This window comes from Streptomyces celluloflavus (assembly GCA_000720995.1).
GTDB lineage: Bacteria > Actinomycetota > Actinomycetes > Streptomycetales > Streptomycetaceae > Streptomyces > Streptomyces celluloflavus.
Map to the genome: position 1 here is coordinate 332783 of JOEL01000002.1, position 24258 is coordinate 357040.

Genomic DNA, 24258 nt, shown 5'->3' on the forward strand with positions numbered 1-24258 from the left:
CGTCGCCGTGCGGGCCGCGGAGGTGCGACGGGCGGCCGGCAGTGTGCCGCGGACCGCTCCGCGCCCGGCGCGGGCCGGGCGCGTACCGCAGCCCGGTGTGCGCCCGGGATATGCCGGCGGGCGCCCGGTACGGCGCGACGGCCGGGAGCGGGCGACGGGGGCGCGCGGTCACCTCCGCCATGACGATGTGCGCCTCCGCGCACGCCGGTAGGAGCCGGTCCCGGTCTGCGCTCACGAACCGTCCTCGTTCCGGTTGCCGTGCGCCGCTGCTGCCGCGCCGGAGGCCCGCGCAGCGGGAGGGCTGTCTGCCCTCTCCTCCAATCAACCGGAAAGGGGGCCCATTTGTGGCACCTGGGTGCAAGAAATCTTCCGCAGCGTATTCATATGACTACGCGTGACACGGGCATGGGTCGCCGTCATGCCCCCGTGCCGGGCCCGCGGCCGGCACCTGACGAGGCGTCTGCGCCCCGTATGCGCCTCATATGCGCGGGGAACGCCCCGTGTGCGTCCCCCGCCAATGGTCCGGGCCCGGACCACCGCGGCATCGGGCGGATACCCGGCGGCCGCCGGATGGGGCGCACGCGTCGCGGCGCATGCCACCTGGCGGGTACCGGCACCGCGTGCGGTGCGGCATGATCCGGAGCGTACGGGGCAGTGGTCCCCCCAGCCGGGCGGGCGGCGGTACCGGGTGCGCCGTGGGCCCGGCCGAAGGACCGTCACCGGCCGCCGGGGAGCGGCGGGGGCGGCGTGCCGCACCAGGAGACAGAGGATGCCGAGCGACCGCGACAAGCCCGTGGTGGACCTGCAGCTGGACCGCGCCCATTCGGCCCGCATCTACGACTACTTCCTGGGCGGCAAGACCAATTTCCTGGCCGACCGGCTGGCGGCCGGCAGCGTTCTGGGCGTCTTCCCCGCCGCTCTGGTCGCCGCGCGCGTCAACCGAGAGTTCATGCATCGCGCGACGCGTTTCCTCGCGGCGTCGGGGATGCGGCAGTTCCTCGACATCGGCACCGGCATCCCCACCCCGCCGAACCTCCACGACATCGCCCAGGCCATCGCCCCCGACGCCCGCATCGTCTACACCGACAACGATCCGATCGTCCTCGCGCACGCCGCGGCCCTGCTGCGGAGCACCCCCGAGGGCCGCACCGCCTACGTCCAGGCCGATGTCACCGACCCGGGGGGCATCTGCACGGCGCCGCAGCTCCTGCGCACCCTCGACCTGACCCGGCCGGTCGCCCTCAGCCTGAACGCCCTGATGCACTTCGTCACCGACGACGGACACGACCGCGCGCACACCATCGTCGAGACCCTCAAGGACGCGCTGCCCAGCGGCAGCACCCTGGCCGTCTCGCACGCGACACCGGACTTCGCCCCCGAGGCCATGGGCGAGATCATCAAGATCTACGCCGACGCCGGGACCTCCCTCCAGTTCCGCTCCCGGGCGGAGTTCGCCCGCTTCTTCGACGGCTGGGACCTGCTGGAGCCGGGCATCACCCTCTCCCACCAGTGGCGCCCCGCCGACCCCGCCGACGCCACCCACGTCACCGACGCCGAGGCCGCCTGCTACGCGGCCGTGGCCCGCAAACCCTGACGGGGGAGGCGGGCACCCCGCGCCCGCCCCGCCCCGCCGTTCCCCGCCGACGGGTCCGCGGCGCCACCGCCTCGCGGGCGGACCGCGGCCCCTGCGGGCCTACGCCTTGCGGTAGCCGTACGCCTCCTCGGCCGCCGCCGTGACCTCGGACAGCGCCGCACCGGCCGAGGCGGTGACCACGGCGGCCACCGCGCCCTCCACGAACGGCGCGTCCACCAGCCGGGCGCCCTCGGGGAGTTCATCGCCCTCGGCCATCAGGGCCTTGACGGTCAGCACGGCGCTGCCGAGGTCGACGAGGATCGCCACCCCCGCGCCCCGGTCCACCCGCCGTGCCGCCGCGGCGATCAGCTCGGCGCTCGTCCCGAGCCCGCCGTCCGGCGTACCGCCCGCGGCGGCGACCGGCGCCTGGATACCGCCCCCGGCCAGCCCGGTGGCCATCGCCGCGACGGACTCGGCGACCGGCCCGCTGTGCGACACCAGCACGACCCCGACCAGCGACGCCCGGTCACCCGCCGCACCGGCGACCGTCCCGCCGCTCATTTCGCCGCCTCCGGGAGCGCGGCGAACAGCAGGGCCGAGGACGTCGCCCCTGGATCCTGGTGCCCGATGCTCCGTTCCCCCAGATAGCTCGCCCGCCCCTTCCGCGCCTGCAGCGGTACCGTCGCCAGCGCGCCCTCCGCGGCGGCGGCCGCCGCCGCGTCGAAGGCGGCCCCCGCCCCGACCGCGGGCACCAGCGCGTCGAGCATCGTCTTGTCACCCGGTGCCGCGCCGCCGAGCTGGGCCACCGCGTCCACGCCCGCGGCGAGCGCCGCGTTCAGCTCCGCGGGCGTCACGCGCTCCGCGTCGCCGAGCACCTTCCCGGCGCGCCGCAGCAAGGTCCCGTAGAGCGGCCCGGACGCGCCGCCCACGGTCGAGATCAACTGCCGTCCGGCGGCGGTCAGTACGGCGCCGGGCGTCTGCGGCGCCGCCGTCTCCAGCAGTTTTCGGACGGCGGCGAAACCGCGCTGCATATTGCTGCCGTGGTCGGCGTCGCCGATCGGCGAGTCCAGCTCGGTGAGCCGGTCGGCCTCCCGGTCTATGGAGGCGGCGGCCGCCGTCATCCAGCGGATGAAGAACGCGGCATCCAGGGCCGTTTCGGACACGTTCACTCCTTGGTTCGTGCACTGCGCGTGCGGGACGGGGCGGGTGGAGCTGCGGGCGGTGGCTGCCGCGCCGGGGGCTCAGCGGCCCCAGCGCAGCCCCGGTGTCTGCACCGGCGCGTCCCACAGCCGCAGCAGCTCCTCGTCGATCTGGCAGAGCGTCACCGAGCAGCCCGCCATGTCCAGCGATGTCACGTAGTTGCCGACGAGCGTACGGACCACCGCCACCCCGCGCCCGGCCAGCGCCCGCTGCACCTCGGCGTTGAAGCCGTACAGCTCCAGCAGCGGTGTCGCACCCATGCCGTTGACCAGTGCGAGCACCGGCGCGTCCGGCCGCAGGTCCGCCAGGATCGCGTCCACCGCGACGTCCGCGATCTCGTGCGAGGTCATCATCGGGCGGCGCTCACGCCCCGGCTCGCCGTGGATACCGATACCCAACTCCAGCTCACCCGCAGGCAGTTCGAAGGTCGGGGTGCCCTTCGCCGGAGTGGTGACGGGGGCGAGCGCGACACCGAAGCTGCGGGTGCCGGTGACGACCTGCCGGGCCACCGCCTCGACCCGCTCCAGCGGCGCCCCCTCCTCGGCCGCGGCCCCGGCGATCTTCTCGACGAAGAGCGTCGCCCCCGTGCCGCGCCGCCCCGCCGTGAACAGCGAGTCGGTCACCGCCACATCGTCGTCGACGAGCACGCTGGCGACCCGCAGGCCCTCCTCCTCGGCCAGGTCCGCCGCCATCGCGAAGTTCAGCACGTCGCCGGTGTAGTTCTTCACCACGAACAGCACACCGCTGCCACTGTCCACCGCCGCCGCGGCCCGCACCATCTGATCGGGCACGGGGGAGGTGAAGACCTCGCCGGGACAGGCGGCGTCCAGCATGCCGGGGCCGACGAATCCGCCGTGCAGCGGCTCGTGCCCGCTGCCGCCGCCGGAGACCAGCCCCACCTTGCCCGCGACCGGCGCGTCCCGCCGCACGATGACCCGGTTCTCCGCATCCACCACCAGCTCGGGATGGGCCGCCGCCATACCGCGCAGCGCGTCCGCCACGACGGTCCCGGCGGTGTTGATGAGCATATTCATCCGAACCTCCTGTCGTATGCCGATCAGTATTCAGGCAACGCCGCTCCGCGGCACGGACGGCGGCACGGACAGCGACACGGAGACGGGGGAGCGGGGTGTCCCGGCGCCGCGGGCGGCGGCGGGCGGGACGGTCCGGTACCGGCCGCTCAGGGGGTGGAGACGGTGAAGAGTCCGCCGTCCGGGTCGCGGATGACGGCCTGGCACCCCGTGCCACCCGTCACCGGCGCGACCGGCGCCACGGACCCGCCGGCCGCCACGGCGGCCGCGGTCACCGCCTCGATGTCGCGTACCGGGAAATGGACGTGCCACCGGGGGCGGATATGCGGGTCCGGCGCGGCCTCGACGCCGCCGCTGCGCAGCGCGGCCACCACGTTGTCCCGGCCGTCGCGCACGATGACCTGGTCGTGTTCGTAGGTCACATCGCAGACGCCCGGCTGCCCGGAAGCCCAGTCGAAGACCTGGGCGTAGAAGATGGCGGCGGCGAACGCGTCCCGGGTCCGCAGCTCCAGAATGGCCGGGGCGCTGCCCCGTCCGACCGTCCAGGCCAGGGTCTGCCCCTCCCAGAAGCCGAACGTCGCGCCGTCCGGGTCGGCGGCGAGGGCCGCGCGTCCGGGCCCGAGCCGGAGCGGGCCGACCGCGACCGTCGCACCGCGCTCCCGGACGCGGGAGGCGGTGTCGTCCGCGCTCTCCACGGTGAAGTACGGCGTCCAGGACACGGCGATCTGGAGGCTCGGCGCCAGCGCCCCGATACCGGCGACCGGCTGGCCGCCGGCCAGCGCGACGGAGAACTCGTCCCCCAGCCGGGCGGGCCGGAACGTCCAGCCGAGGACCGCGCCGTAGAAGTCCTGCGCGGCCCGGAGATCGCGGGCCATCAGACTGACCCAGCACGGTGCGCCGCGTACGGGAACGGCGGCGTCCACGGTCGTCATGGGATCGCGCATCCTCACCTCCGATGCCCTTCTCCACTCTGCCAGCGACCGGTCACCGACGCACCCAGGGGCCGCCGGGGGCCCGCCCCGGCCGTCGCGCACCGGATGCCGTGGCGTGGCGGCCCGGATGCCCGCTGGCTACGCTCGTCCGGGGGACACCGAGGATCCGACCCACGGAGGTTCGCCATGACGCAGCTGCCCGAACCGCGCGATGTGGCCCCGCGCCTCGCCACCGGCGCGTTCATCCTGAACTCCGGGCTGAGCAAGCTCTCGGCGGACGAGGCGACCGCGCACGGCGTGCACGGCATGGCCTGTACGGCCTACCCGTTCCTGCGGAACATCGAGGCCGAGCGGTTCACCCGGTTGCTGGCCTGGAGCGAGATCGCGATAGGCGGGGCGCTGCTCAACCCCTTCGTACCGACCCGGCTGGCCGGGCTCGCCCTGACCGGGTTCGCCGGCGGACTGGTCGGCCTGTACCTGCGGCTGCCCGGGATGCGGGAGTCCGGCAGCCTGCGCCCGACCCAGGACGGCATCCCGCTGGCCAAGGACGCCTGGATGCTGGGCATCGGCCTGGGCTTCCTGAGCGCCGGCCGGCGGCGGGGGAACGCCGGCGCGGCCCACCGCCGGTGCCGGTGCCGCCGGCGCGGCTGAGCACCCGCCGAAGACGGCCGCGCGCCCGGTCCGCCGCCTCGCGAAGGCCACGGTGGTAAGGGGCACTCCCCGGGTGTGGCGCAAACCGCTGCGGAGATCATCCGATGTCTGGACGCTGATCGGTCCGGCCGGACAGGGTGAATCATGCTCCTACGCCAACTCGAGTACCTGGTCGCCCTCGCCCGTGAGCGGCACTTCACCCGTGCCGCCGACGCCTGCTTCGTCTCGCAGCCCTCACTGTCCGCCGCGATCCGCAAGCTGGAGCACGAACTGGACGTCCCCATCGTGCGGCGCGGACGGCGGTACGAGGGGCTGACCCCCGAGGGCGAGCGCGTACTGGCGTGGGCGCACCGGATCCTCGCCGAGCGCGACGCGCTGCGCCAGGAACTGTCCGCCCTGCGCGGCGGGCTGACCGGGACCCTGCGCCTGGGCGCGATCCCCACCGCGCTCACCGCCGCCTCGCTGCTGACGACGCCGTTCTGCGCGAAACACCCGATGGCACGGGTGAGCCTGGAGTCGCTGTCGTCGCGGGAGATCACCGACGGTCTCGCGGAGTTCGAACTCGACGCGGCGATGACGTACCTGGACGAGGACACCCTGCGTCATATCCGCACGATCCCGCTGTACGAGGAGCGGTATGTGCTGCTCACCCCGGACGAGGGCCCGCTCGCCGGGCAGCGGAGCGCACGGTGGTCCCAGGCCGCGGCGCTGCCGCTCTGCCTGCTGTCCCCGCGGATGCGCAACCGCCGCATCATGGACGGCTGTTTCGCCGCCGACGGCGTGGCCGCGACACCGGCGGTCGAGTCGGACACCGTGGCCGGGCTCTACGCGCATCTGGCCGACGGCAACTGGTCCAGCGTGATCTCCCATGCCTGGCTGCACATGTTCGGCGTGCCGGAGGGGATGCGGGTACTGCCGCTGGAGGGGCCCGCGCACGGCCCCCGGGTCGGCCTGGTGCTCGGCGACCGCGACCCGGAATCCGTACTGGCCCGTGAACTGTGGGAGACCGCCCGCCAGGCGGGGGTGCGCGACACCCTCGACGACGTGCTGCGCCGGCACCTGGGCGGCCGCGCGGGCACGCGGTGATAGATCCGGGCTATCTCGTCATAGCGAGGTTCGCTTTGACGGTGACGAGCGGCGGCGAGCACCGTGGTGATCGGCGGAAGTCACCTTCCGTACCACCACATTCCAGGATGAGGAGCCACTGCCATGGCCAAGGTGCTGTGCGTGCTGTTCGACGACCCCAAGGACGGATTCCCGACGTCCTACGCCCGCGACGACCTGCCCCGTATCGACAGTTACCCCGGCGGCCAGACCACGCCCACCCCGCAGGGCATCGACTTCACCCCCGGCGAGCTGCTCGGCAGCGTCTCCGGCGAACTGGGCCTGCGGTCCTTCCTGGAGAGCCGCGGCCACACGCTCGTCGTCACCTCCGACAAGGACGGCGCGGACTCGGTCTTCGACCGCGAACTCCCGGACGCGGACATCGTCATCTCCCAGCCGTTCTGGCCCGCCTACCTCACCCCCGAGCGCATCGCCGTGGCGAAGCGGCTCAAGCTGGCGGTCACCGCGGGCATCGGCTCCGACCACGTCGACCTCGACGCCGCCATCGCGCACGGCATCACCGTCGCCGAGGTCACCTACTCCAACAGCATCAGCGTCGCCGAACACGTGGTGATGATGATCCTGTCGCAGGTGCGCAACTACCTCCCCGCCCACCGCACGGTCCTGGAGGGCGGCTGGGACGTCGCCGACTGCGTGGCCCGTGCGTACGACCTGGAGGGCATGCACGTCGGCTCGGTCGCCGCCGGGCGCATCGGCCTCGCCGTGGCGCGCCGGCTCGCCCCCTTCGGTGTCACACTGCACTACACCGACCGCCACCGGCTCCCCGCCGACGTCGAGGCCGAACTCGGGCTGGTCTTCCACCCCACGGTCGAGGACATGCTCCCGCACTGCGATGTCGTCACCGTCAACGTGCCCCTGCACCCGGAGACCGAGGGGCTCTTCGACGACGAGCTGATCGCCGGGATGAAGCGCGGCACGTATCTGATCAACACCGCGCGGGCCCGGATATGCGACGAGGGGGCCGTGCAACGCGCCCTGGAGAGCGGACAGTTGGCGGGTTACGCGGGCGACGTCTGGTACCCGCAGCCGGCCCCCGCCGACCACCCGTGGCGCACCATGCCGCATCACGGTATGACCCCGCACATCTCCGGGGCGACCCTCTCCGCCCAGGCCCGCTACGCCGCGGGCACCCGGGAGATCCTCGAATCCTGGCTGGACGGCACCCCCATCCGCGATGAGTACCTCATCGTCCGGGGCGGCGCCCTCGCCGGCACCGGCGCGCACTCCTACTCGGCCGGTGCGACGGCCGCCAAGCGGTAGCGGACACCGTCCGTCGGTGCACACGCCGGGGCGCAGGGGGCGGGACCCGCGGTACGCGCCGCGGGTCCCGCCCCCTGTGCCCCGCCGCCGTCGGTGCCCCTCACGCCGTCGCGTCCGGGGGCCGGGCGGCCAGTTCGGCCAACGGGACCGCGGGGTCCGCGAGCGTGGCCGCGTCGACCGGGTGCCGGCCGGCCACGAGGGCGCGGACCTGGTCGGTGACGTCCCAGACATTGACGTTCATACCGGCCAGCACCCGGCCGTCGGCGAGCCAGAAGGCGAGGTACGCGCCGGAGCCGGGGTCACCGCGGAAGACGACCCGGTCGTAGGCGCCCGGGATGACGTAGCCGGTGTACTCCATGCCCAGGTCGTACTGGTCGGTGAAGAAGTACGGCAGCCGGTCGTAGGCCACGTCCCGGCCGAGCATCGCCCTGGCCGCGGTCTGCGGCTGATGGAGGGCGTTGGCCCAGTGCTCGACGCGGACATGGATGCCCAGCCGGGGATGGAAGGCGCAGGCGACATCGCCGGCGGCGTGGATGTCCGGGGCGGAGGAGCGCAGTTGGGCGTCGACGCGGACGCCGTCACCGACGTCGAGACCGGCCGCGGCGGCCAGTTGGCTGTTGGGGGAGACACCGACGCCGACGATGACGGCGTCCGCCGCGATACGGGTGCCGTCGGCCAGCAGCACCCCGTCCGCGCGACCGCCGGTGCCGGTGATCTCGGTAAGCCGGGCGCCGCACCGGAGGTCGACCCCGTGGGCGGTGTGCAGATCGGCGAAGAGTTGGGCGACCTCGCGGCCCAGCACCCGCAGCAGGGGCAGCTCCGCCGCCTCCAGCACGGTCACCTCGACGCCGGCGGCGCGGGCGGCGGCGGTGGTCTCCAGGCCGATCCAGCCGCCGCCGATCACCACCACCCGGGACGCGGACCGGAACGTCTCCTTGAGGCGGTCGCTGTCCGCGAGCCGCCGTAGGTAGTACACCCCGTCCAGCTCCGCGCCGGGCACCGGCAGCCGGCGCGGGGTGGCGCCGGTGGCCAGCAGCAGCTTGGCGTAGCCCAGGCGACTGCCGTCGCCGAGGGACACCGCACGGGCGGCCGGGTCGACGGCGGTGACCGCGGTGCCCAGGCGCAGATCGATGTCGTGCTCGGCGTACCACTCCGGGGGATGGACGTAGGCGTCCTCCCGCGGGGACGTGCCCAGCAGATAGCCCTTGGACAGCGGCGGCCGCTCGTACGGCCGGTCGTGCTCGTCACCGACCAGCACGACCGGCCCGTCGAAACCCTCCGTACGCAGGGTCTCCGCGGCCTTCGCACCGGCCAGCCCCGCTCCGGCGATCACGAATGCTGTGTTCCCGGCCATCTTCGGCTCCTCCTCCGGCGCCGTCGCGGCGCCTCGAACAGGTCGCACCGCGGCGCGGCGGACCCGGTGTCGCGCGCGTCCCGCGTCCGGCCCGCCCACGGTGGCGGCGCACTGCGCGCGTGTCCCGGCCACCAAGCAAGTACCCGCCGGGCGGCGGCGCCGGTACCGCCGATGGTGTGGCCCGGCCGCGCGCGCGGGCGGCCCCGGGCGTGCGACGCGCCGGACCGCCGCGCGTCTTCGGTCCCGGCGCGGCGTTCGCCGTCCGCCGCGCCGGGGGGCGCCACGGAGCGGCGGCCGGGCGGCGCGCCCCCGTCGTGCGGCCCCGCGGGCCTTGTCACACGATCGGCTCCCCGGTCGTCGTTTCAGCACATCGCACGGGCTTTTTGCGCGTAATGTCCCCCTCGCGCCAATGGGCGGCATCGCGTTCAAGAACAGGAGACCCCTTATGTCGACGACCGACATCCTCGTGGCCCGAAGCCGGAAGTTCGCAGCCGGCGCGGGCGCGCTGACCGCTGCTGTCGCCCTTGGCGCGACGCTGCTCGGCGCGGCGCCGGCCCAGGCCGTCACCCCCGAGCGTCCCTATGGCACCGTCATGACCAAGGCCGGTGTGGCGGAGCGTCAGTACCCCAGCACGGACTCCGCCGTGAAGGGTTCCCTCAGCCACCGCCACGCGTTCGGTCTGCGGTGCAAGGTCCGCGCCGAGAGCGTCGGGGGCAACAACATCTGGTACATGCTCCGGGAGCGGGACACCTGGGTCTCGGCGAAGTACGTGAACAACACCAGCGCGGTGCCCTTCTGCAAGGACGCGTCGCACGGCCGCGCCGAGCCGAAGGCCACGGTGAAGCACGCCGCCGAGCCGAAGACCGCTGCCAAGCACGCTGCCGAACCGAAGACCGCGGCCAAGCACGCAGTGGAGCCCAAGACCACGGCGAAGCACGCCGTGGAGCCGAAGACCGGGTCGAAGCAGGCCGTGGAGCCCAAGACCGTGACGAAGCACCCCGCGACCCCGGTCACCGACTGACCGGGCGGGCGGCCGGGCGGCCGATGCGCACACCCGGTGGAGTAATCGGCAGGCCCGGTTCCGGTACCCGTGGGTACGGAGACCGGGCCTGCCGCATGCGCGGGCCCGCCCGAGGCGGCCGGCCCCCGTACGGCGCGGACGGCGGACGGCCGGGCATGCGGGTGCGGATACCGGCGGCTACGTTGGCGAAATGGATGTCCGGCAGGCATCGAAAAGCCATGGCTTCCGCCGCGCGGCGGTGGCCATGGCCGTGTGCGCGAGCGCGACGGCGGCCGTGCTGGTGCCGGCCGTGCTGACACCGGCCGCCGAGGAGGCCGTGCCGTCCGCGGTCTCCCCGCCAGGACGGACGGCCTCGAAACCGGTCCGGGCCCGCACCCCGGGCACCGGCCTCGGACCGTACTACCGCCAGCGGATCCACTGGAGCCCCTGCGCCGGCACGCTGAACGTCCAGGGGACCGACACGTACCGGCGGCGGTTCGAGTGCGGCACGGTGACCGTCCCGCTCGACTACGGCCACCCCGGGAGCGGCGAGATCCGGCTCGCGGTGAACCGGATGAGGACGACGGGCCCCGGCAGACGGCTCGGCTCCCTCCTGCTGAACTTCGGCGGCCCCGGCGAACCGGTGGTCGCCGTGCTGCCGGACATGGCCGGGTTCTTCCCCGGACCGGCCGCGAGCTACGACCTCGTCGGCGTCGATCCCCGTGGTACGGGCGGCAGTTCACCGGTCGTCTGCGGTCCGGGCGTCGCGATGACGGTGAACATCGCCGAACCGCCCACCCAGGTGGCCGCGGACCAGCGCGCGAAGAACGCCACCTGCGGTACGTACTCCGGCAAGCTGCTGCCCTGGGTCGGCACCCCCGACGCGGCGCGCGACATGGACGTGGTGCGCGCCGCGCTCGGTGAGCAGAAGCTCAACTACATGGGGTTCTCGTACGGAACCACCCTAGGCGCCAACTACGCGCACCAATTCCCCACCAGGGTCGGCCGGTTCGTCCTGGACAGCGTGGTCGACCCGACGCACGACCCCGAGCAGGAGGCGCTCGCCCAGACCGCGTCCGAGCAGGCCGTGCTGGACGACTTCCTCGCGGACTGCGCCGCACGCGGCGCCGACTGTCCGCTGGGCGGCACCGGACAGTCGGCGGCCGACGAGCTCACCGCCCTCTACCAGGACGCCAAGGCGCAGGGCGGGGCGGGCGAATTCGTCCAGGCGATCCGCAACGGCCTGTACTCCGAGGCGAGCTGGCCCGCGATCCGGCAGGCGCTGGCCCAGCTCGAACAGGGTGACACCACGGGCATCGCGCGGCTGGCCGGCGGCGGCGGGGCGAGCGGTCTGCCGGCGGCGGTCGCGCCCCACCGGTCCGCGCCGGCCGACGGTCCCGGCCGGTACGACGACCCCGGCGGCGCCGACGACCCCGGCCGGCCCGCCGGGTCCGACCGGTCGGGCCGGTCCGGTCCGGCCGACCGGAACCGTTCCGGTCCGGCCCGCTCCGACCCGGACCCCGACGCCGTCCAGGCCGGCGTATCCATGCGGGCCATCGCCTGCCGGGACACCTCCGCCCGCTACGACGCCGACGCCTTCACCCGGGCACTGCCCGCCTTCCTCAAGGCGTCGCCCCTCTTCGGCGAGGCCAATGCCACCGGGCTGCTCTCCTGCGCCGGCTGGCCGGTCGCCGGTGACGACACCTCCCGGCAGGTCCGCGCGGCCCAGGCGCCGCCCATGCTGCTGGTCGCCACCACCGACGACCCGGCCACCCCGTACGACGGCGCGGCGCATATGGCGCGGGCGCTCGGCAACGGCAGCACCGTGCTCACCCTCCGCGGCTCGGGGCACGGCGCGTACGTCACCCCCAGCGCCTGTGTGCACCGGAACGTCGACGCCTTCCTCCTCCACGGTGTGCTGCCCCCCAAGGGCACCACCTGTAGCTGACCGGCGCCGGTCGCCGCCGTACGCCGGGCCGCGACCGCAGCCACCGCCGCCGTCACGGTCGCGCACCCTTCCGTATTACTGGAACAAGTTCTACTGTGCTGCCCCTCGGTCCGCTGTCCGACGGACCGTCAGAAACGCCCGACAGCCGCGGACGAACTGGAGGGGCCGTGCACCTCGAATACACCCCCGAGCAGCAGCGGTTGCGCGCCGAGCTGCGCAGGTACTTCGCCGGACTGGTGCCGGGCGGTACCGCGCCCCCGGACCCCGCGGACCGGAAGCGGTTCTACCGCGCGACCATCCGACGGCTGGGCACCGACGGCTGGCTCGGTGTCGGCTGGCCCGAGGAGTTCGGCGGGCGCGGGCTGAGCACCATGGAGCAGTTCATCTTCTTCGACGAGGCGGCGCAGGCGGGCGTGCCGCTGCCGCTGATGGCGCTGAACACCGTCGGTCCGACGATCATGAAGTTCGGCACGGCCGGGCAGAAGGCGTACTTCCTGCCCAGGATCCTCTCCGGCGAGATCGACTTCGCCATCGGCTACAGCGAACCGGACGCCGGCACCGACCTGGCCGCCCTCAAGACCCGCGCCGTACGCGAGGGCGACGAGGACACCGGCCACTACGTCGTCAACGGCCAGAAGATCTGGACCACCAACGGCGACACCGCGGACTGGGTCTGGCTCGCGGTCCGCACCGACCCCGACGCCCCGCCCCACAAGGGCATCACCCTGCTGCTGGTGCCCACCACCGATCCCGGCTACTCCTGCACCCTCATCAACACCCTCGCCTCCCACGACACCACCGCCAGCTACTACGAGAACATCACCGTCCCGGCCACCCACCGCATCGGCCGGGAGAACCAGGGCTGGCGGATCATCACCAACCAGCTCAACCACGAACGGGTCACCCTCGCCGCCCACGGCACCATGGCCATCCGGGCGCTGCACGATGTCCAGCGCTGGGCCGCCGCCACGAAACTCGCCGACGGCCGCCGGGTCATCGACCTCGGCTGGGTACGCGGCCGGCTGGCCCGTACGCACACCAGGCTGGACGCGATGAAACTGCTCAACTGGCGGATGGTCGACGCCCTCCAGCACGGCGGACTCACCCCGCAGGACGCCTCCGCCGTCAAGGTCTACGGCTCGGAGGCCCGGCGCGACGCGTACGCCTGGCTGATGGAGGTCGTCGGAACCGCCGGCCCCCTCAAGGAGGGATCGGCGGGCGAGGTGCTCCACGGCGAACTGGAACGCGGCTACCGCTCGGCCGTCATCTTCACCTTCGGCGGCGGCAACAACGAGATCCAGCGCGAGATCATCTCGTGGATCGGGCTGGGGATGCCCCGGGTACGGCGGTGACGGGTTGCGGCGCACGGTGGAACTCTGGAACGAGCACGGCCTGGTGATGCGCACGGCGATCGACCTGTCGCTGACCGTTCCCCGGAATCGGTGAGCTGTGGAGCCGCACGGCCAAACTGTTCGTCACGGCCATCACCGCCGTCCTGGAGCGCGCGGGGGTCGGGGCCGGCCCGGGGCCGCGGGACGCTCCGGCGATGGCGCACGCCCTGTGCTGCTGGTCAGGCAGGGGCTGGCTCGGATTGAGGGAGGCAGGGCGCCACGGCGGCGAGGGCCGGCTGTGCTACGTCGGGAAGACGACCGAGATCTTCACCACGGCCGCCCGGCGGATCGCGTCGACACAGCCCAGGATCGCAGGGTCCGGCGGCACCCTGTCCGGCCCGTCACCTGTTGGGTGCGTCCAGCCGGCCAGGCTTGGTGGTCGTGGCGGCGGCGTAGCGGCGGGCGAGTGTGGCGCAGGCTTCGTGGAGGGCTGGTGGGCCGATGACGTGCAGGTTCGCGTCAAATCGGCCAAGGCCGGCAGCAAGGGCGGCCCAGGACCAGGATCCCGTGATCACGCGGCATCGTGTGGGCCCGAGCGGTTCCACGATGCCGTCGGCGGTGTGGGGTACGACTTCTGAGGCGGGTAGATCCAGGATGGCCTCGCCTTGGCAGGGCCAGGCGGCTTCAGTTCCGTCGGAGCCCCGGAACCGGCTGGTGACGAACGTGGAGACGTCCCCGCCAGGCAGCTGACGTACGGTGAAGCGCGGACCGGTCGGCGTGCGTGGGGTCATGCGGTCGGTGCGGAAGGCGCGCCAGTCGTCGCGGTCGATGTCCCAGGCCAGCAGGTACCAGTGGGTGCGCCAGGCCACGAGGTGATGGGGCTCCACGCAGCGTCGCTGTGGTGCGGCCTCCTGGTATGGGGTGTAGTCCAGGCGCAGTACTTCACGGCGCTGGATCGCGGTGCTCACGGTGGTCAGCAGATCCAGGGCCTGGGCCGGTGGGGCGCCGGGATCAGGTGGGCGCACGGTGGCGACATGGAGCGCGTCCATGCGCTGCCGCAGGCGCGGCGGGAGGACGTTCCGGATCGTCGCGAGCGCCCGGTCGGCGTCCTCCGCGATCGCAGGGTGGGCGGTGCTCTGCAGCGCGACGGCCAGAGCGATGACCTGCTCGTCGTCGAAAAGCAGCGGTGGCATCTGCGATCCGGGACGTAGACGATATCCGCCGCCCGGGCCCTTGTCCGTGGCGACCGGGTAGCCCAGCGCGCGAAGGCGGCCGATGTCACGGCGCACGGTGCGCACGGTGACCTGCAGTCGCTCGGCCAGGTCGTCTCCGCTCCACTCCGGTCGCGCCTGGAGCAGGGAGAGCAGGGCCAGGAGCCGCGAGGACGTTTTCTGCATGCCTCCATCATGCGGCAAGTACAGGACACAACCTGTCCTGTACGGGTGCCATGCTCCCTCACAGATTCCTGAGAAGGGCATTTCGCCCGTCATTCGCATGTGCCTCATCCGGTGCATTTCAAGGTAGGAGCAGACCATGTCCGTCACCACCACCACGCATCTGAACTTCCGCGGCTCGGCCCGTGAGGCGCTGGACTTCTACCAGTCCGTCTTCGGCGGGCACACCGTCGCGGTGACCTACAAGGACGCCGGCAACGTTCAGAACGAGAGCGAGGCGGACTGGGTGATGTGGGGCCAGGTCATCGCCGGCAACGGCTTCCACGTCATGGCCTACGACGTGCCCTCGGCGATGCCGTACGAGCAGGGCACCAACCCGTTCTTCGTGTCCGTGCGCAGCGAGGACGCCGACGAGATCAGCACCCTGTGGCAGCGACTGGCCGACGGCTCGAACGTGCTGCGCCCGCTGGAGCCCGCGGCATGGGCCCCGCTGTACGGCATGCTGACCGACCGCTTCGGCGTGACCTGGGTCCTGGACGTCACCGCCCCCTACAACGGCTGACCCACCCCGGGGCGGGCACCCCGCAATGGTTGCCCGCCCCGTTCATCTTCGCCATCAGCACGCCGACGGCAGTCGGCCCACATGGAAGCGGACCCTGTGATGCGCATGCGTCAGCTCGGCCGGACCGGCATCGAAGTCAGCACCTACTGCCTGGGCACCATGATGTTCGGCCCGAACGGCAACCCGGATCACGACGCATGTACCCGCATCGTGCACCGGGCCCTGGACGGCGGCATCAACTTCATTGACACGGCAGACGTCTACGGACACAGCGAGACCGAGCACATCCTCGGCCGCGCCCTCAAGGGCCGCCGCGAGGACGTGGTTCTGGCGACCAAGTTCAACGGCCCCATGGGCGAGGGCCCCCTTCACAGCGGCAGCTCACGCCGCTGGATCATGAAAGCGGTCGAAGGCTCACTACGCCGCCTGAACACCGACTACATCGACCTCTACCAGATCCACCACCCCGACCCGCACACCGACATCGAAGAGACACTGTCCGCCCTCACCGATCTGGTCCGGTCCGGCAAGGTACGCGCAATCGGCTCCACCAACCTCCCCGCGAGCGAAATCGTGCAGGCTCACTGGGTCAGTGAACGCCGGGGCCTGCACCGGCTGCGCACCGAGCAGCCCACCTACTCCATCCTCAACCGGGCGATCGAGCGCGAGATCCTCCCCGTCGCCCGTCGCTTCGGCATGGGCGTGCTCGTATGGAGCCCGCTGGCCATGGGCCTGCTCACCGGCCGCTACCGCAAGAACGAGGCCCCGAGCAGCAACGCCCGCATGCACTGGGTCCCCAGGCACATGACCGATCCCCGCAAGCTCGACGCCGTCGAGCAGTTGATGCCCCTCGCCGAACAGGCCGGCCTGCAGCTCACTCACCTGGCCATGGCCTTCGCCACCACCCACCCGGACGTCACCTCGGCCATCATCGGCCCCCGCACCCTCGACCAGCTCGATGACCTGCTGGCAGGCGCCGCAACCGTGCTCGACGACGGCGTCCTGGACCGGATCGACGACATCGTCCCGCCGGGCATCGACATCGGCCCGCTCGACGTGGCCTACCAGCCCCCCTCCCTTACCGACATCGGCCGGCGGCGCCGCCCCAGCTTCGAGCGTGCGGCGGCCTGAGACCATGCGTGTCTTGACCCAGCGCGACCTCAACCGGGCCACTCTCGCCCGCCAGTACCTCCTTGAGCGCGAGGACTGCACCGCCCTCGATGCCGTGTCCCACCTGGCCGGACTGCAGGCCCAGGCCCCGCAGGAACCGTTCACCGGCCTGTGGTCGCGCGTCAGGGCATTCACCCCGGCCGACCTGGACAACCTGGTCAGTGGCCGCCAGGTTGTGCGAACCCACCTCATGCGCCGCACCGTCCACCTCGTCACCGCCACCGACGCGCTCGCCTGGCGCGCCCGCCACGACGCCATGCTGCGGCAACGCGTCCTGTCCACCTACCGCAGCGAACTCGACGGAATCGACCTGGACGAACTGAGCACAGCGGGCCGGGCCGTGATGGCCGACCACCAGCCACGCGCAATGGGCGAACTCGTAGGCGCACTCCGTGACCGCTGGCCCACGCCGCCCAGCCGGGTACTGGGCGAACTTCTCGTCGCCGCGCTCATCCCCATGGCCCAACTACCCCCCAGAGGACTGTGGAAGAGGACCGCAGGCGTCCACAACCTCCCCCTGTCCACTTGGCTGCACCAGCCCGTCCCCCAGCTGCCCGCGGACCCGGACGATCCGATCGGACAGCGACTCGTCCTGCGCTATCTGGCCGCCTACGGCCCCGCCACCACCGCGGACATCCGCGCCTGGAGCGGCCTGGCCGGACTGCCCGCCGCGGTCAATGCCCTCCGCGGCGACCTCATCACCTACCGCGACGAACGCGGCCGGCTACTCCTCGACCTGACCGACGCACCCCGCCCACACGCCGACACCCCCGCGCCCATCCGCTTCCTGCCCGCCTTCGACAACGCGATCCTCGGCTACCAGGACCGCAGCCGCATCATCGACGACCCACACCTCGGCCTCTCCGTCGCCGGACAGCGCGCCGTTCTCATCGACGGCCGCGTCGCCGCCACCTGGACCACCGGCGACCGCCGCCTCACGATCAGCCTCCTGCGCAACCTCACTCGGACCGAAGAGCGAGAACTGGAGGCGGAGGGCCAGAACCTGGCCACCTTCATGGACCAGGGCATCGACACGATCCATATCGCCGAATCCACCTGAACCGCAGCACCCTGCCTGCAGGGGTGCCGCGGCTGGACGCTGCGTGATCCTTGTCGTTGACCAGTTGCGAGAGGTGAAGCCCGCTCCTTCCTGGAGAACTCGCCCTTCACCGACGAGCAGAAGGCCGACATCGGCCACCGCAACCGGGAACGCCTCACCGCCCGCGCCAAGCGCCCGTCACCCTGAACCGCCAACGGGCGGCGGGCCCGGCCCAGGCGCCCGACCGCGACGCCCCGCCGGGGCGCAGGGAACGCTCCACGCGCCGGCCGGGGTTCGCCCCTGACCGACAGGTCGTCCGATGCCGACCACGAGGGCCCCTCTTCCCATCGACCCGCTCAGCGGGCCGATGGGCGAAAGGACGTGGACGTCAAGCGGTTCTGAAAGGCCCTGGCTCTTCTCTGAAAGCCCTAGCTCTTCCGAGCCGAGGCCCCCGTCCCGTGAGGCTGCTGGTCCAGGGGATGCACGGCGATGGAGATCTTGCCGCGGGGGCGTCTGCGGCCCTCGCTGGTGGAGCCGCCTTCCAGCAGTGTGTGCGCCTCCGCGATGTCGGCCAGCGGCAGCACGGCGCCGATCACCGGTCGCAGTTCTCCCCGGTCGACCAATCGGCCGAGGGCCTCAAGCTTCGCCCGGCCGGGGCTGGCGAAGACGAAGTGGTACGTCGCGTTCACGCCCCACGCGGCGAGCAGGTTCTGGGGTTCGGGGATGTCCACGATGGACACCACGCGGCCTCGGTCGGCGAGGACCTCCGGACTGCGGGTGAGGGTGTCCCCGCCGACCGTGTCCAGTACGACGTCCACGCCGCCCAGTGCGCGGACCTGTGGCACGTAGTCGCCGGTCGAGAAGTCGATCGCGATGTCGGCTCCCAGTCCTTTGACGAACTCGTGGTCCTTCGACCGCGCGGTGGTGACCACCTCGGCTCCCAGGGCGCCGGCGAGCTGGATGGCGGCGGAGCCGACGCCGCCCGCTCCGCCGTGCACCAGGACCCGTTCCCCGACCCGCACCGCTGCTCGTTCGACCAGTGCTTCCCACACGGTCACGCCCACGAGTGCGAGGCCGGCGGCCTCGACGTGCGACAGCCGGGCGGGCTTGCGGGCCGCCAGGGCCTGGTCGACCACGTGGTACTCGGCGTAGGTGCCCTGCCCGGCGAAGATCGGCGCCAGGTACCAGACCTCGTCGCCCGGCTGGAAGTCGTCCGCCCCGGGGCCGGTCTCGACCACCACGCCGGACACGTCGTTGCCGATCACCGCGGGCAGCGCTACCTGGTCGCGGTAGTCGCCGCGCCGGGTCTGGAGGTCGAGCGGGTTCACGGACGTGGCCAGCACGCGCACCAGCACCTGGCCGGGTCCGGGGGTGGGTCTTGGCAGTTCTCGGGCGGCGAACGCGGTGTCCGCGGCACCGAAGCGGACGAGTTCCATCACACGCATCGAAGTGGACATGCGGCGACCATAGATTGACATATTCCAAAGTGTCAATATGTGGCTGAGCTAGGATGAGCGCGTGTTCTCGGAGGCGGAGTTGCTGGCTGTGTTCCGGGCCCTGTCCAACCCAGCCCGCCGCCAGATGCTGGTGTGGCTCAAGGAGCCGATGAGCTTCCCCGGCCAGGAGCCCGACGATGTCGAGATCGGCGTCTGTGTGACCGACATCCAGCAGCGCGCAGGTCTGAGTCAGCCAACCACCTCGCAGTACCTCACGACCTTGCGGCAAGCAGGGCTGGTGGTCGCCACCCGGCGGGGCAAGTGGACCTACTACCGCCGCGACGAGGCGAACATCGCCCGCCTCCTGGAGACCCTGCGCGACGTCTTCTAGGCCGCGCGTCGAAAGCGGATCCTGAGCTGGGAATGATCACAGTTCATGGTCGAGTCCGTGCGTGGGCCGCGGCCCTTTCGCATGCGTCGGCGTCAGGCGGCTCCCTCTCCCACAGCGGTCGGCCGAACCAGGACCGCATCTGCTCCAGGTGCCCGACGCCCCCGGGGATCGTGCCGTCCGCCAGCCCCGCCGAGGCCCGCGCCAGCACGAACCCCGGCCACGAGGTGGAGGACTCAGGGAGGCTCAGAGCAACCCACGGAGTGTCGCACAGGCGTTCCCGGGTCGGAGGGTGTCAAGGGGGCTGATGGCGAGCCGGACGTCTCGCTCCGCTCGCACCAGGGTCCCGGGACGAGTCAGCGGGTGCGCTCATGGTGGCGGCGCGCTTTCTCGCGGTTGCCGCAGACGGCCATCGAGCACCAGCGGGCGCGGTTGGCGCGGCTGCGGTCGAGCAGGAACAACCGGCACTCGGCGTTGGCGCAGGGGCGTAGCCGGCCGGGTATCCGCTCCTCGGTGGCGGCCCAAGCGAGGACCGTCTCGACGGTCAGCCGGGCGTGCGGTGGAGTCTTGACCGTCCACCGAAGGCCGTCCGAAGTGATCTCAGGGACCTGGTGGACCCCTTCGAGCAGCGGGCCCAACGCGGCGGGCGAGCTTTCTCCGCGCACCACGTCCCGCAGGATGTCCCGTGTCTCACGCAGCAGCGCCAGCTCCGCGAGACTGCCGTCCCCGCCGTGCTCCCGCGCCCAGCGCCTGCCTCCGGCCGGGTCGCCGAGCGCGTCCCGCTCCTCGCCGTTGACCAGCGGCCTGCTGTTGAGCAGGTCCAGTAGCGCATCCATCGAGCACTTCCCTCTCTAACCAGATTGAGTCATTTGACAGGTTAGCCTGTCCGTGCTTGCATGGCGAACGGGTAACCAGATTGGGCAAGCAAAGGGGTTAGATATGAGCTCGGTGCACCATCGGACCGCCACCGTCGACGGCCATGAGATCTTCTACCGCGAGGCCGGCCCCGCCGACGCCCCCGCGATCGTCCTGCTGCACGGCTACCCGACCAGCTCGTTCATGTTCCGCGAACTCATCCCGCTGCTGGCCGACAGCTACCACCTCATCGCGCCGGACCACCTCGGCTTCGGCCACTCGGACGCCCCTCCCGTGGGGGAGTTCACCTACACCTTCGACGCCCTCGCCGAACTCACCTCCGGACTGCTCGAACAGCTGGGCCTGGACCGCTACGCCCTCTACGTCCAGGACTACGGCGCCCCCATCGGATGGCGCCTCGCGCTCAAGCACCCCGAACGGATCTCCGCCCTCGTCACCCAGAACGGCAACGGCTACGAGGACGGCTTCGTCGAGTCGTTCTGGAGCGACGTCTGGGCCTACGGAGCGCACCCCGGCCCCGACACCGAACCGGCCGTCCGCGCCGCGCTGGGCATCGACGCCATCCGCTGGCAGTACCTGCACGGCGTGCCCGACCCGAGCCTGGTCAGCCCGGACACCTGGGAGCACGACCATGCCCTCGTCTCCCGCGAGGGCAACGACGAGGTCCAGCTGGCACTGTTCCGCGACTACCGGAACAACCGCCCGCTCTACCCGCTGCTGCACGAGTTCCTGCGCACCAGCGAGGTTCCGGTGCTCGCCGTGTGGGGTCGCAACGACGAGATCTTCGGCCCGGCCGGCGCGCGGGCCTTCGCCCGCGACGCCAAGGACGCGGAGGTGCACCTGATCAACGGCGGCCACTTCCTGCTGGAAAGCCACCTGGGCGTCGTCGCCGGCTACCTGCGCGGCTTCCTCGGGAGAGTGCTGGGATAGAAGCGACGGGGGGCAGGTACGAGCCGCGCGCGGGGCGACTCAGAGATTTGTACAGACGGGCACTGGCGTGACTGGAGAGTCGCCAACCAGGTCTGCGCTTACTGAGCGCCGCGCGGGAAGGGCGGTGGACACCCTGCGTATCCAAGTCGGCCCCCGCCTGAGCCGCAGCGGATTCGGCCCTGGGGCACGCCTACGGGCGGGCGCCGACGTCACACCGGACACGGCACAGCATGCAGCATGGCTGGAAGATCACTTCGGGGACAGAACGGTCCTTTGAACCTGCCGGGACCAGGTCACCCCACCTCTGAATCGTGGCAAGCCCGCTGGTCAGCACGCCCCGCGAGCCTCCCCGGGAAACGCGGGCCCCTGGCGGTTGGTCATCCGCCACCCTGTTCTCCGGTCGGCCGTTGGCGTGGCTCTTGCGGGGTGGCGATGCTGCTCGGCGGGAATGCCGAACTCCTGCTGGAGGATCGGACCGAGTCCACCGGATGGCATAGCCTGCCCCCATGTCCATTCGGCCACGAGCGCCACAGATGCAGACATGACGCAGCGGGTCGCTTTCCTGGTTTTCGACGGGGTGACCATGCTCGACGTCAGCGGCCCCGTGGAGGTGGTGCACCAGGCGGTGCGGCTCGGCTGCCCGTACCAGCTGACGCTGGTGTCGCCACGCGGCGGCCAGGTGGCCACGTCCTCGGGGCTCGCCCTGGCCGGGGCGATCGCGGTGGTCGATGCCGGCCCCTTCGACACGGTCGTGGTCGCCGGCGCCGACCGGCTGGCCGACCGGCCCGTCGAGGAGGAGCTGCTGGCAGCCGCCGGCACCCTCGCCGAGCGGGCCACCCGCGTCGCCTCGGTCTGCAGCGGTGCCTTCGTCCTGGGCGCTCTCGGTCTGCTCGACGGGCGCCGGGCGACCACGCACTGGCGGCACGCCGAAGCGCTCGCCCGCCGCTATCCGAAGGTCCGCGTGGAGCCGGACGCCCTCTACATCCGCGACGGGCGGTACCTCACCTCCGCGGGGATCAGCGCAGGCATCGATCTGACCCTCGCACTGGTGGAGGACGACCACGGAGCGGAGACCGCCCGGGAAATCGCCCGCGAACTGGTCGTGTTCATGCAGCGACCGGGCGGGCAATCGCAGTTCTCCACGGCCCTCACGACCCCGCCGGCGCGCAACGACCTGCTGCGCTCGTTGCTCTCGTCCGTGGTCGCCGACCCGGCCGGTGAGCACACCCTGTCCGCCATGGCCGCATCCGCGGCCGTCAGCACCCGGCACCTGACCCGGCTGTTCCGGACCGCACTGGACACCACACCCGCCCGCTGGGTCGAACGCGTCCGCCTCGACCGCGCCCGGCAACTCCTCCTGGACGGACACAGCATCACCTCGGCGGCGCAGCACAGCGGCCTCGGCAGCGACGAAACCCTCCGCCGCGCCTTCGCCCGCCACCTGGGCACCACACCGACCGAGTACCGCAGACGCTTCACCACCACACACGGCTGAGCAGACCTGCGGGTTCGGGGGTGTTTCCGAGGCGCGGGCCTCGGCTGGCCGAAGTGGTCAACCTCCTTGTGCTGTCTGCTCGTTGCCGTGCCCGTGCTGTGACAGGTCGGATACGGGTCTTCGGGCCAAGCGGCGGGCTCGTCGCACCGAAGCGGCCGGGCCCCCGAGAACGGCCGGCCCGACCGGCGTCCGGACCCCGGGCAGCCCCGGGCCGTGCCGGAACCGCCTACTCGGACTTGGGCGAGAACCGCAGCCGGGTCGCCGCCAGCGCGCCGAGCGCCAGCAGGGCGACGGACACCCACAGCCCCGACAGATGGCTGCCGGTGGCGTCCTCGGCGTAGCCCATGAGGTACGGGCCGACGAAACCGCCCGTGATGCCCACGGTGTTGAGCAGGGCCAGGCCGCCCGCGAGGGTCTTGCCCGCCAGCCGGGTGGCGGGGAAGTTGAACAGGAGCGGCTGGACGACGAAGAACGCCAGGCCGGTGAAGCAGAACCCGAGCAGCGCGATCACCGGCCCGGCGACCGCGCCGACGATGAGCCCGGTGAACATCATCAGCAGCCCGGCCACCACGAAGTTGCGGGAGCGGCGGGGCGTCGTGGCGCGGGGCGGTACCACCACGGCGCCGACGGCCGCGGTGACCCAGGGCAGCCCGGTCAGCAGGCCGATGGTGAACGGTGACAGATGGCCCCAGCCGCCGATGATGCCGGGCAGGAAGTAGACGACGGAGTACAGCGCGACCTGGTGCGTCCAGTTGGCGAAGATGGCCAGCAGCATCTGCTTGTCGCGCAGCACCGTCCGCAGGGTGCCGGAACCGTTGCCGGCCGCCGCGGCGCCCTCGCGCTGCTCGCGGGCGACCTCGTCCTGGACCAGCCGGGCCTCCTCGGCCGTCAGCCACGGTGCCTTGGCCGGGCCGTCGGGCAGGTACCGGAAGACGGCGACCGCCAGGAAGAGGCAGGGGATGCCCTCGATGAGGAACATCCACTGCCAGCCGTGCCAGCCGCCGATCCCGTCCATCTCCAGGAGCAGTCCGCCCAGCGGGTTGCCGACGACGCTGGCGATGGAGGCACCGAGCAGCAGCAGCCCGATGGCCTTGCCGCGGGTCTCGGAACGGAACCAGTACGTGAAGTAGAGCAGGATGCCCGGCAGCAGCCCGGCCTCGGCGGCGCCGAGCAGCAGCCGCATGGCGTAGAAGGACTTCTCGCCCTGGACGAAGGCCATACAGGCGGAGATGACGCCCCAGGTCAGCATGATCCGGGTGATCCACCAGCGGGCCCCCACCCGGTGCATGATCAGGTTGCTGGGGACTTCGGAGACGGCGTAGGTGAGGAAGAACAGGCCCGCGCCCAGCCCGTAGGCCGCGGCGGAGATACCGAGGTCGACCTCCAGGCGTTCCTTGGCCAGGCCGATGTTGGTCCGGTCCAGGAACGACATGATGTAGGCGGCCAGCAGCAGGGGCATCAGCCGCCGCAGATTGCGGCTGTCCAGCTCGCCGAGCGGGTCGGGCGGGGTGGCAGGCGGGGTGGCCGCACCGGGGGTGCGGGAACCGCGGATCAAAGACATCG

22 protein-coding genes and 1 pseudogene are annotated in these 24258 nt (G+C 72.1%); 14 read left to right on the plus strand and 9 right to left on the minus strand.

The features are described from left to right. The first annotated feature begins 769 nt into the window (after positions 1 to 769). Entirely contained in the window at positions 770 to 1594 is an 825-nt protein-coding gene (locus tag IH09_RS03090; RefSeq protein WP_052853684.1) for an SAM-dependent methyltransferase, read from the plus strand. Between the two features lie 99 nt (positions 1595 to 1693). Here IH09_RS03090 and IH09_RS03095 read toward each other — a convergent pair whose 3' ends face one another. The 4 genes from IH09_RS03095 to IH09_RS03110 form a co-directional block, all read right to left on the minus strand. Further along, positions 1694 to 2134, minus strand: coding sequence for a PTS-dependent dihydroxyacetone kinase phosphotransferase subunit DhaM (locus IH09_RS03095; protein ID WP_052853685.1), 441 nt, complete (start codon positions 2132 to 2134; stop codon positions 1694 to 1696). Beyond that, positions 2131 to 2736, minus strand: coding sequence for a dihydroxyacetone kinase subunit DhaL (gene dhaL, locus IH09_RS03100; protein ID WP_244934246.1), 606 nt, complete (start codon positions 2734 to 2736; stop codon positions 2131 to 2133). The genes IH09_RS03095 and dhaL overlap by 4 nt, the downstream gene beginning before the upstream one ends. A 78-nt stretch (positions 2737 to 2814) precedes the next feature. After that, positions 2815 to 3807, minus strand: coding sequence for a dihydroxyacetone kinase subunit DhaK (gene dhaK / locus IH09_RS03105; RefSeq protein WP_052853686.1), 993 nt, complete (start codon positions 3805 to 3807; stop codon positions 2815 to 2817). A gap of 146 nt (positions 3808 to 3953) precedes the next feature. Further along, positions 3954 to 4736 (minus strand): VOC family protein, encoded by a 783-nt coding sequence (locus IH09_RS03110; RefSeq protein ID WP_052853687.1) that lies wholly within the window; start codon positions 4734 to 4736, stop codon positions 3954 to 3956. Positions 4737 to 4922: 186 nt separating this feature from the next. Here IH09_RS03110 and IH09_RS03115 point away from each other — a divergent pair, with 186 nt between their 5' ends. The 3 genes from IH09_RS03115 (at position 4923) to IH09_RS03125 (ending at position 7772) form a co-directional block, all read left to right on the plus strand. Further along, complete coding sequence (locus IH09_RS03115) at positions 4923 to 5387, plus strand: hypothetical protein (protein WP_052853688.1); 465 nt, start codon at positions 4923 to 4925, stop codon at positions 5385 to 5387. A gap of 144 nt (positions 5388 to 5531) precedes the next feature. Then, positions 5532 to 6473 (plus strand): LysR family transcriptional regulator, encoded by a 942-nt coding sequence (locus tag IH09_RS03120; protein ID WP_052853689.1) that lies wholly within the window; start codon positions 5532 to 5534, stop codon positions 6471 to 6473. A gap of 123 nt (positions 6474 to 6596) precedes the next feature. Beyond that, positions 6597 to 7772 carry an NAD-dependent formate dehydrogenase gene (locus IH09_RS03125; RefSeq protein WP_052853690.1) on the plus strand — a complete coding sequence of 392 codons (1176 nt, stop codon included), beginning with the start codon at positions 6597 to 6599 and terminating at the stop codon, positions 7770 to 7772. 100 nt (positions 7773 to 7872) lie between these two features. Here the strand turns inward: IH09_RS03125 and IH09_RS03130 are convergent, their stop codons facing one another. Further along, entirely contained in the window at positions 7873 to 9126 is a 1254-nt protein-coding gene (locus IH09_RS03130; protein WP_052853691.1) for an NAD(P)/FAD-dependent oxidoreductase, read from the minus strand. 445 nt (positions 9127 to 9571) lie between these two features. Between IH09_RS03130 and IH09_RS39595 the strand changes: the two genes are divergently transcribed. The 4 genes and pseudogenes from IH09_RS39595 to IH09_RS39600 form a co-directional block, all read left to right on the plus strand. Then, positions 9572 to 10147 carry an SH3 domain-containing protein gene (locus IH09_RS39595; RefSeq protein ID WP_240150934.1) on the plus strand — a complete coding sequence of 192 codons (576 nt, stop codon included), beginning with the start codon at positions 9572 to 9574 and terminating at the stop codon, positions 10145 to 10147. A gap of 190 nt (positions 10148 to 10337) precedes the next feature. Next, complete coding sequence (locus IH09_RS03140) at positions 10338 to 12074, plus strand: alpha/beta hydrolase (RefSeq protein ID WP_052853692.1); 1737 nt, start codon at positions 10338 to 10340, stop codon at positions 12072 to 12074. Positions 12075 to 12241: 167 nt separating this feature from the next. Then, complete coding sequence (locus IH09_RS03145; RefSeq protein WP_052853693.1) at positions 12242 to 13426, plus strand: acyl-CoA dehydrogenase family protein; 1185 nt, start codon at positions 12242 to 12244, stop codon at positions 13424 to 13426. Positions 13427 to 13430: 4 nt separating this feature from the next. After that, positions 13431 to 13638, plus strand: a pseudogene (locus IH09_RS39600) (TetR/AcrR family transcriptional regulator); the annotation flags it as partial. Positions 13639 to 13806: 168 nt separating this feature from the next. Here the strand turns inward: IH09_RS39600 and IH09_RS03150 are convergent. Continuing rightward, positions 13807 to 14802 (minus strand): helix-turn-helix transcriptional regulator, encoded by a 996-nt coding sequence (locus IH09_RS03150; RefSeq protein WP_052853694.1) that lies wholly within the window; start codon positions 14800 to 14802, stop codon positions 13807 to 13809. Between the two features lie 136 nt (positions 14803 to 14938). Between IH09_RS03150 and IH09_RS03155 the strand changes: the two genes are divergently transcribed. From IH09_RS03155 to IH09_RS03165, 3 genes are all read left to right on the plus strand, one after another. Beyond that, on the plus strand, positions 14939 to 15361 hold the full coding sequence (locus IH09_RS03155) for a VOC family protein (RefSeq protein WP_052853695.1): 423 nt from the start codon (positions 14939 to 14941) through the stop codon (positions 15359 to 15361). A 99-nt stretch (positions 15362 to 15460) separates the two neighbouring features. Beyond that, positions 15461 to 16492 carry an aldo/keto reductase gene (locus IH09_RS03160; protein WP_052853696.1) on the plus strand — a complete coding sequence of 344 codons (1032 nt, stop codon included), beginning with the start codon at positions 15461 to 15463 and terminating at the stop codon, positions 16490 to 16492. A gap of 4 nt (positions 16493 to 16496) precedes the next feature. Beyond that, positions 16497 to 17591, plus strand: a complete 1095-nt coding sequence (locus tag IH09_RS03165; RefSeq protein WP_052853697.1) for a winged helix DNA-binding domain-containing protein — start codon at positions 16497 to 16499, stop codon at positions 17589 to 17591. A gap of 407 nt (positions 17592 to 17998) precedes the next feature. Here IH09_RS03165 and IH09_RS03170 read toward each other — a convergent pair whose 3' ends face one another. Then, the gene (locus IH09_RS03170) at positions 17999 to 19027 is read right to left on the minus strand and encodes a zinc-binding dehydrogenase (protein ID WP_052853698.1); all 1029 of its coding nucleotides are present in this window, start codon (positions 19025 to 19027) and stop codon (positions 17999 to 18001) included. Between the two features lie 61 nt (positions 19028 to 19088). Here IH09_RS03170 and IH09_RS03175 point away from each other — a divergent pair, with 61 nt between their 5' ends. Continuing rightward, positions 19089 to 19397, plus strand: a complete 309-nt coding sequence (locus IH09_RS03175) for an ArsR/SmtB family transcription factor (protein ID WP_052853699.1) — start codon at positions 19089 to 19091, stop codon at positions 19395 to 19397. Between the two features lie 353 nt (positions 19398 to 19750). Here the strand turns inward: IH09_RS03175 and IH09_RS03180 are convergent, their stop codons facing one another. Continuing rightward, positions 19751 to 20230, minus strand: coding sequence for a CGNR zinc finger domain-containing protein (locus tag IH09_RS03180; protein WP_052853700.1), 480 nt, complete (start codon positions 20228 to 20230; stop codon positions 19751 to 19753). A 103-nt stretch (positions 20231 to 20333) separates the two neighbouring features. Between IH09_RS03180 and IH09_RS03185 the strand changes: the two genes are divergently transcribed. Both IH09_RS03185 and IH09_RS03190 read left to right on the plus strand, forming a co-directional pair. Then, complete coding sequence (locus tag IH09_RS03185; protein ID WP_052853701.1) at positions 20334 to 21200, plus strand: alpha/beta fold hydrolase; 867 nt, start codon at positions 20334 to 20336, stop codon at positions 21198 to 21200. Between the two features lie 541 nt (positions 21201 to 21741). Further along, positions 21742 to 22695 (plus strand): GlxA family transcriptional regulator, encoded by a 954-nt coding sequence (locus IH09_RS03190; protein WP_052853702.1) that lies wholly within the window; start codon positions 21742 to 21744, stop codon positions 22693 to 22695. A 226-nt stretch (positions 22696 to 22921) separates the two neighbouring features. Here the strand turns inward: IH09_RS03190 and IH09_RS03195 are convergent, their stop codons facing one another. Further along, positions 22922 to 24256, minus strand: a complete 1335-nt coding sequence (locus tag IH09_RS03195) for an MFS transporter (RefSeq protein WP_052853703.1) — start codon at positions 24254 to 24256, stop codon at positions 22922 to 22924. Positions 24257 to 24258 lie beyond the last annotated feature (2 nt).

Bases quoted from the DNA above. Each gene is read 5' to 3' on its own strand.
- IH09_RS03130 (WP_052853691.1), bottom strand. From the start codon at position 9,126: ATGGCCGGGAACACAGCATTCGTGATCGCCGGAGCGGGGCTGGCCGGT.
- IH09_RS03110 (WP_052853687.1), bottom strand. From the start codon at position 4,736: ATGACGACCGTGGACGCCGCCGTTCCCGTACGCGGCGCACCGTGCTGG.
- IH09_RS03140 (WP_052853692.1), top strand. From the start codon at position 10,338: ATGGATGTCCGGCAGGCATCGAAAAGCCATGGCTTCCGCCGCGCGGCG.
- IH09_RS03115 (WP_052853688.1), top strand. From the start codon at position 4,923: ATGACGCAGCTGCCCGAACCGCGCGATGTGGCCCCGCGCCTCGCCACC.
- IH09_RS03165 (WP_052853697.1), top strand. From the start codon at position 16,497: ATGCGTGTCTTGACCCAGCGCGACCTCAACCGGGCCACTCTCGCCCGC.
- IH09_RS03170 (WP_052853698.1), bottom strand. From the start codon at position 19,027: ATGTCCACTTCGATGCGTGTGATGGAACTCGTCCGCTTCGGTGCCGCG.
- IH09_RS03180 (WP_052853700.1), bottom strand. From the start codon at position 20,230: ATGGATGCGCTACTGGACCTGCTCAACAGCAGGCCGCTGGTCAACGGC.
- IH09_RS03185 (WP_052853701.1), top strand. From the start codon at position 20,334: ATGAGCTCGGTGCACCATCGGACCGCCACCGTCGACGGCCATGAGATC.
- IH09_RS39595 (WP_240150934.1), top strand. From the start codon at position 9,572: ATGTCGACGACCGACATCCTCGTGGCCCGAAGCCGGAAGTTCGCAGCC.
- IH09_RS03125 (WP_052853690.1), top strand. From the start codon at position 6,597: ATGGCCAAGGTGCTGTGCGTGCTGTTCGACGACCCCAAGGACGGATTC.
- IH09_RS03095 (WP_052853685.1), bottom strand. From the start codon at position 2,134: ATGAGCGGCGGGACGGTCGCCGGTGCGGCGGGTGACCGGGCGTCGCTG.
- IH09_RS03090 (WP_052853684.1), top strand. From the start codon at position 770: ATGCCGAGCGACCGCGACAAGCCCGTGGTGGACCTGCAGCTGGACCGC.
- dhaK (WP_052853686.1), bottom strand. From the start codon at position 3,807: ATGAATATGCTCATCAACACCGCCGGGACCGTCGTGGCGGACGCGCTG.
- IH09_RS03190 (WP_052853702.1), top strand. From the start codon at position 21,742: ATGACGCAGCGGGTCGCTTTCCTGGTTTTCGACGGGGTGACCATGCTC.
- IH09_RS03120 (WP_052853689.1), top strand. From the start codon at position 5,532: ATGCTCCTACGCCAACTCGAGTACCTGGTCGCCCTCGCCCGTGAGCGG.
- IH09_RS03155 (WP_052853695.1), top strand. From the start codon at position 14,939: ATGTCCGTCACCACCACCACGCATCTGAACTTCCGCGGCTCGGCCCGT.
- IH09_RS03150 (WP_052853694.1), bottom strand. From the start codon at position 14,802: ATGCAGAAAACGTCCTCGCGGCTCCTGGCCCTGCTCTCCCTGCTCCAG.
- IH09_RS03160 (WP_052853696.1), top strand. From the start codon at position 15,461: ATGCGCATGCGTCAGCTCGGCCGGACCGGCATCGAAGTCAGCACCTAC.
- IH09_RS03195 (WP_052853703.1), bottom strand. From the start codon at position 24,256: ATGTCTTTGATCCGCGGTTCCCGCACCCCCGGTGCGGCCACCCCGCCT.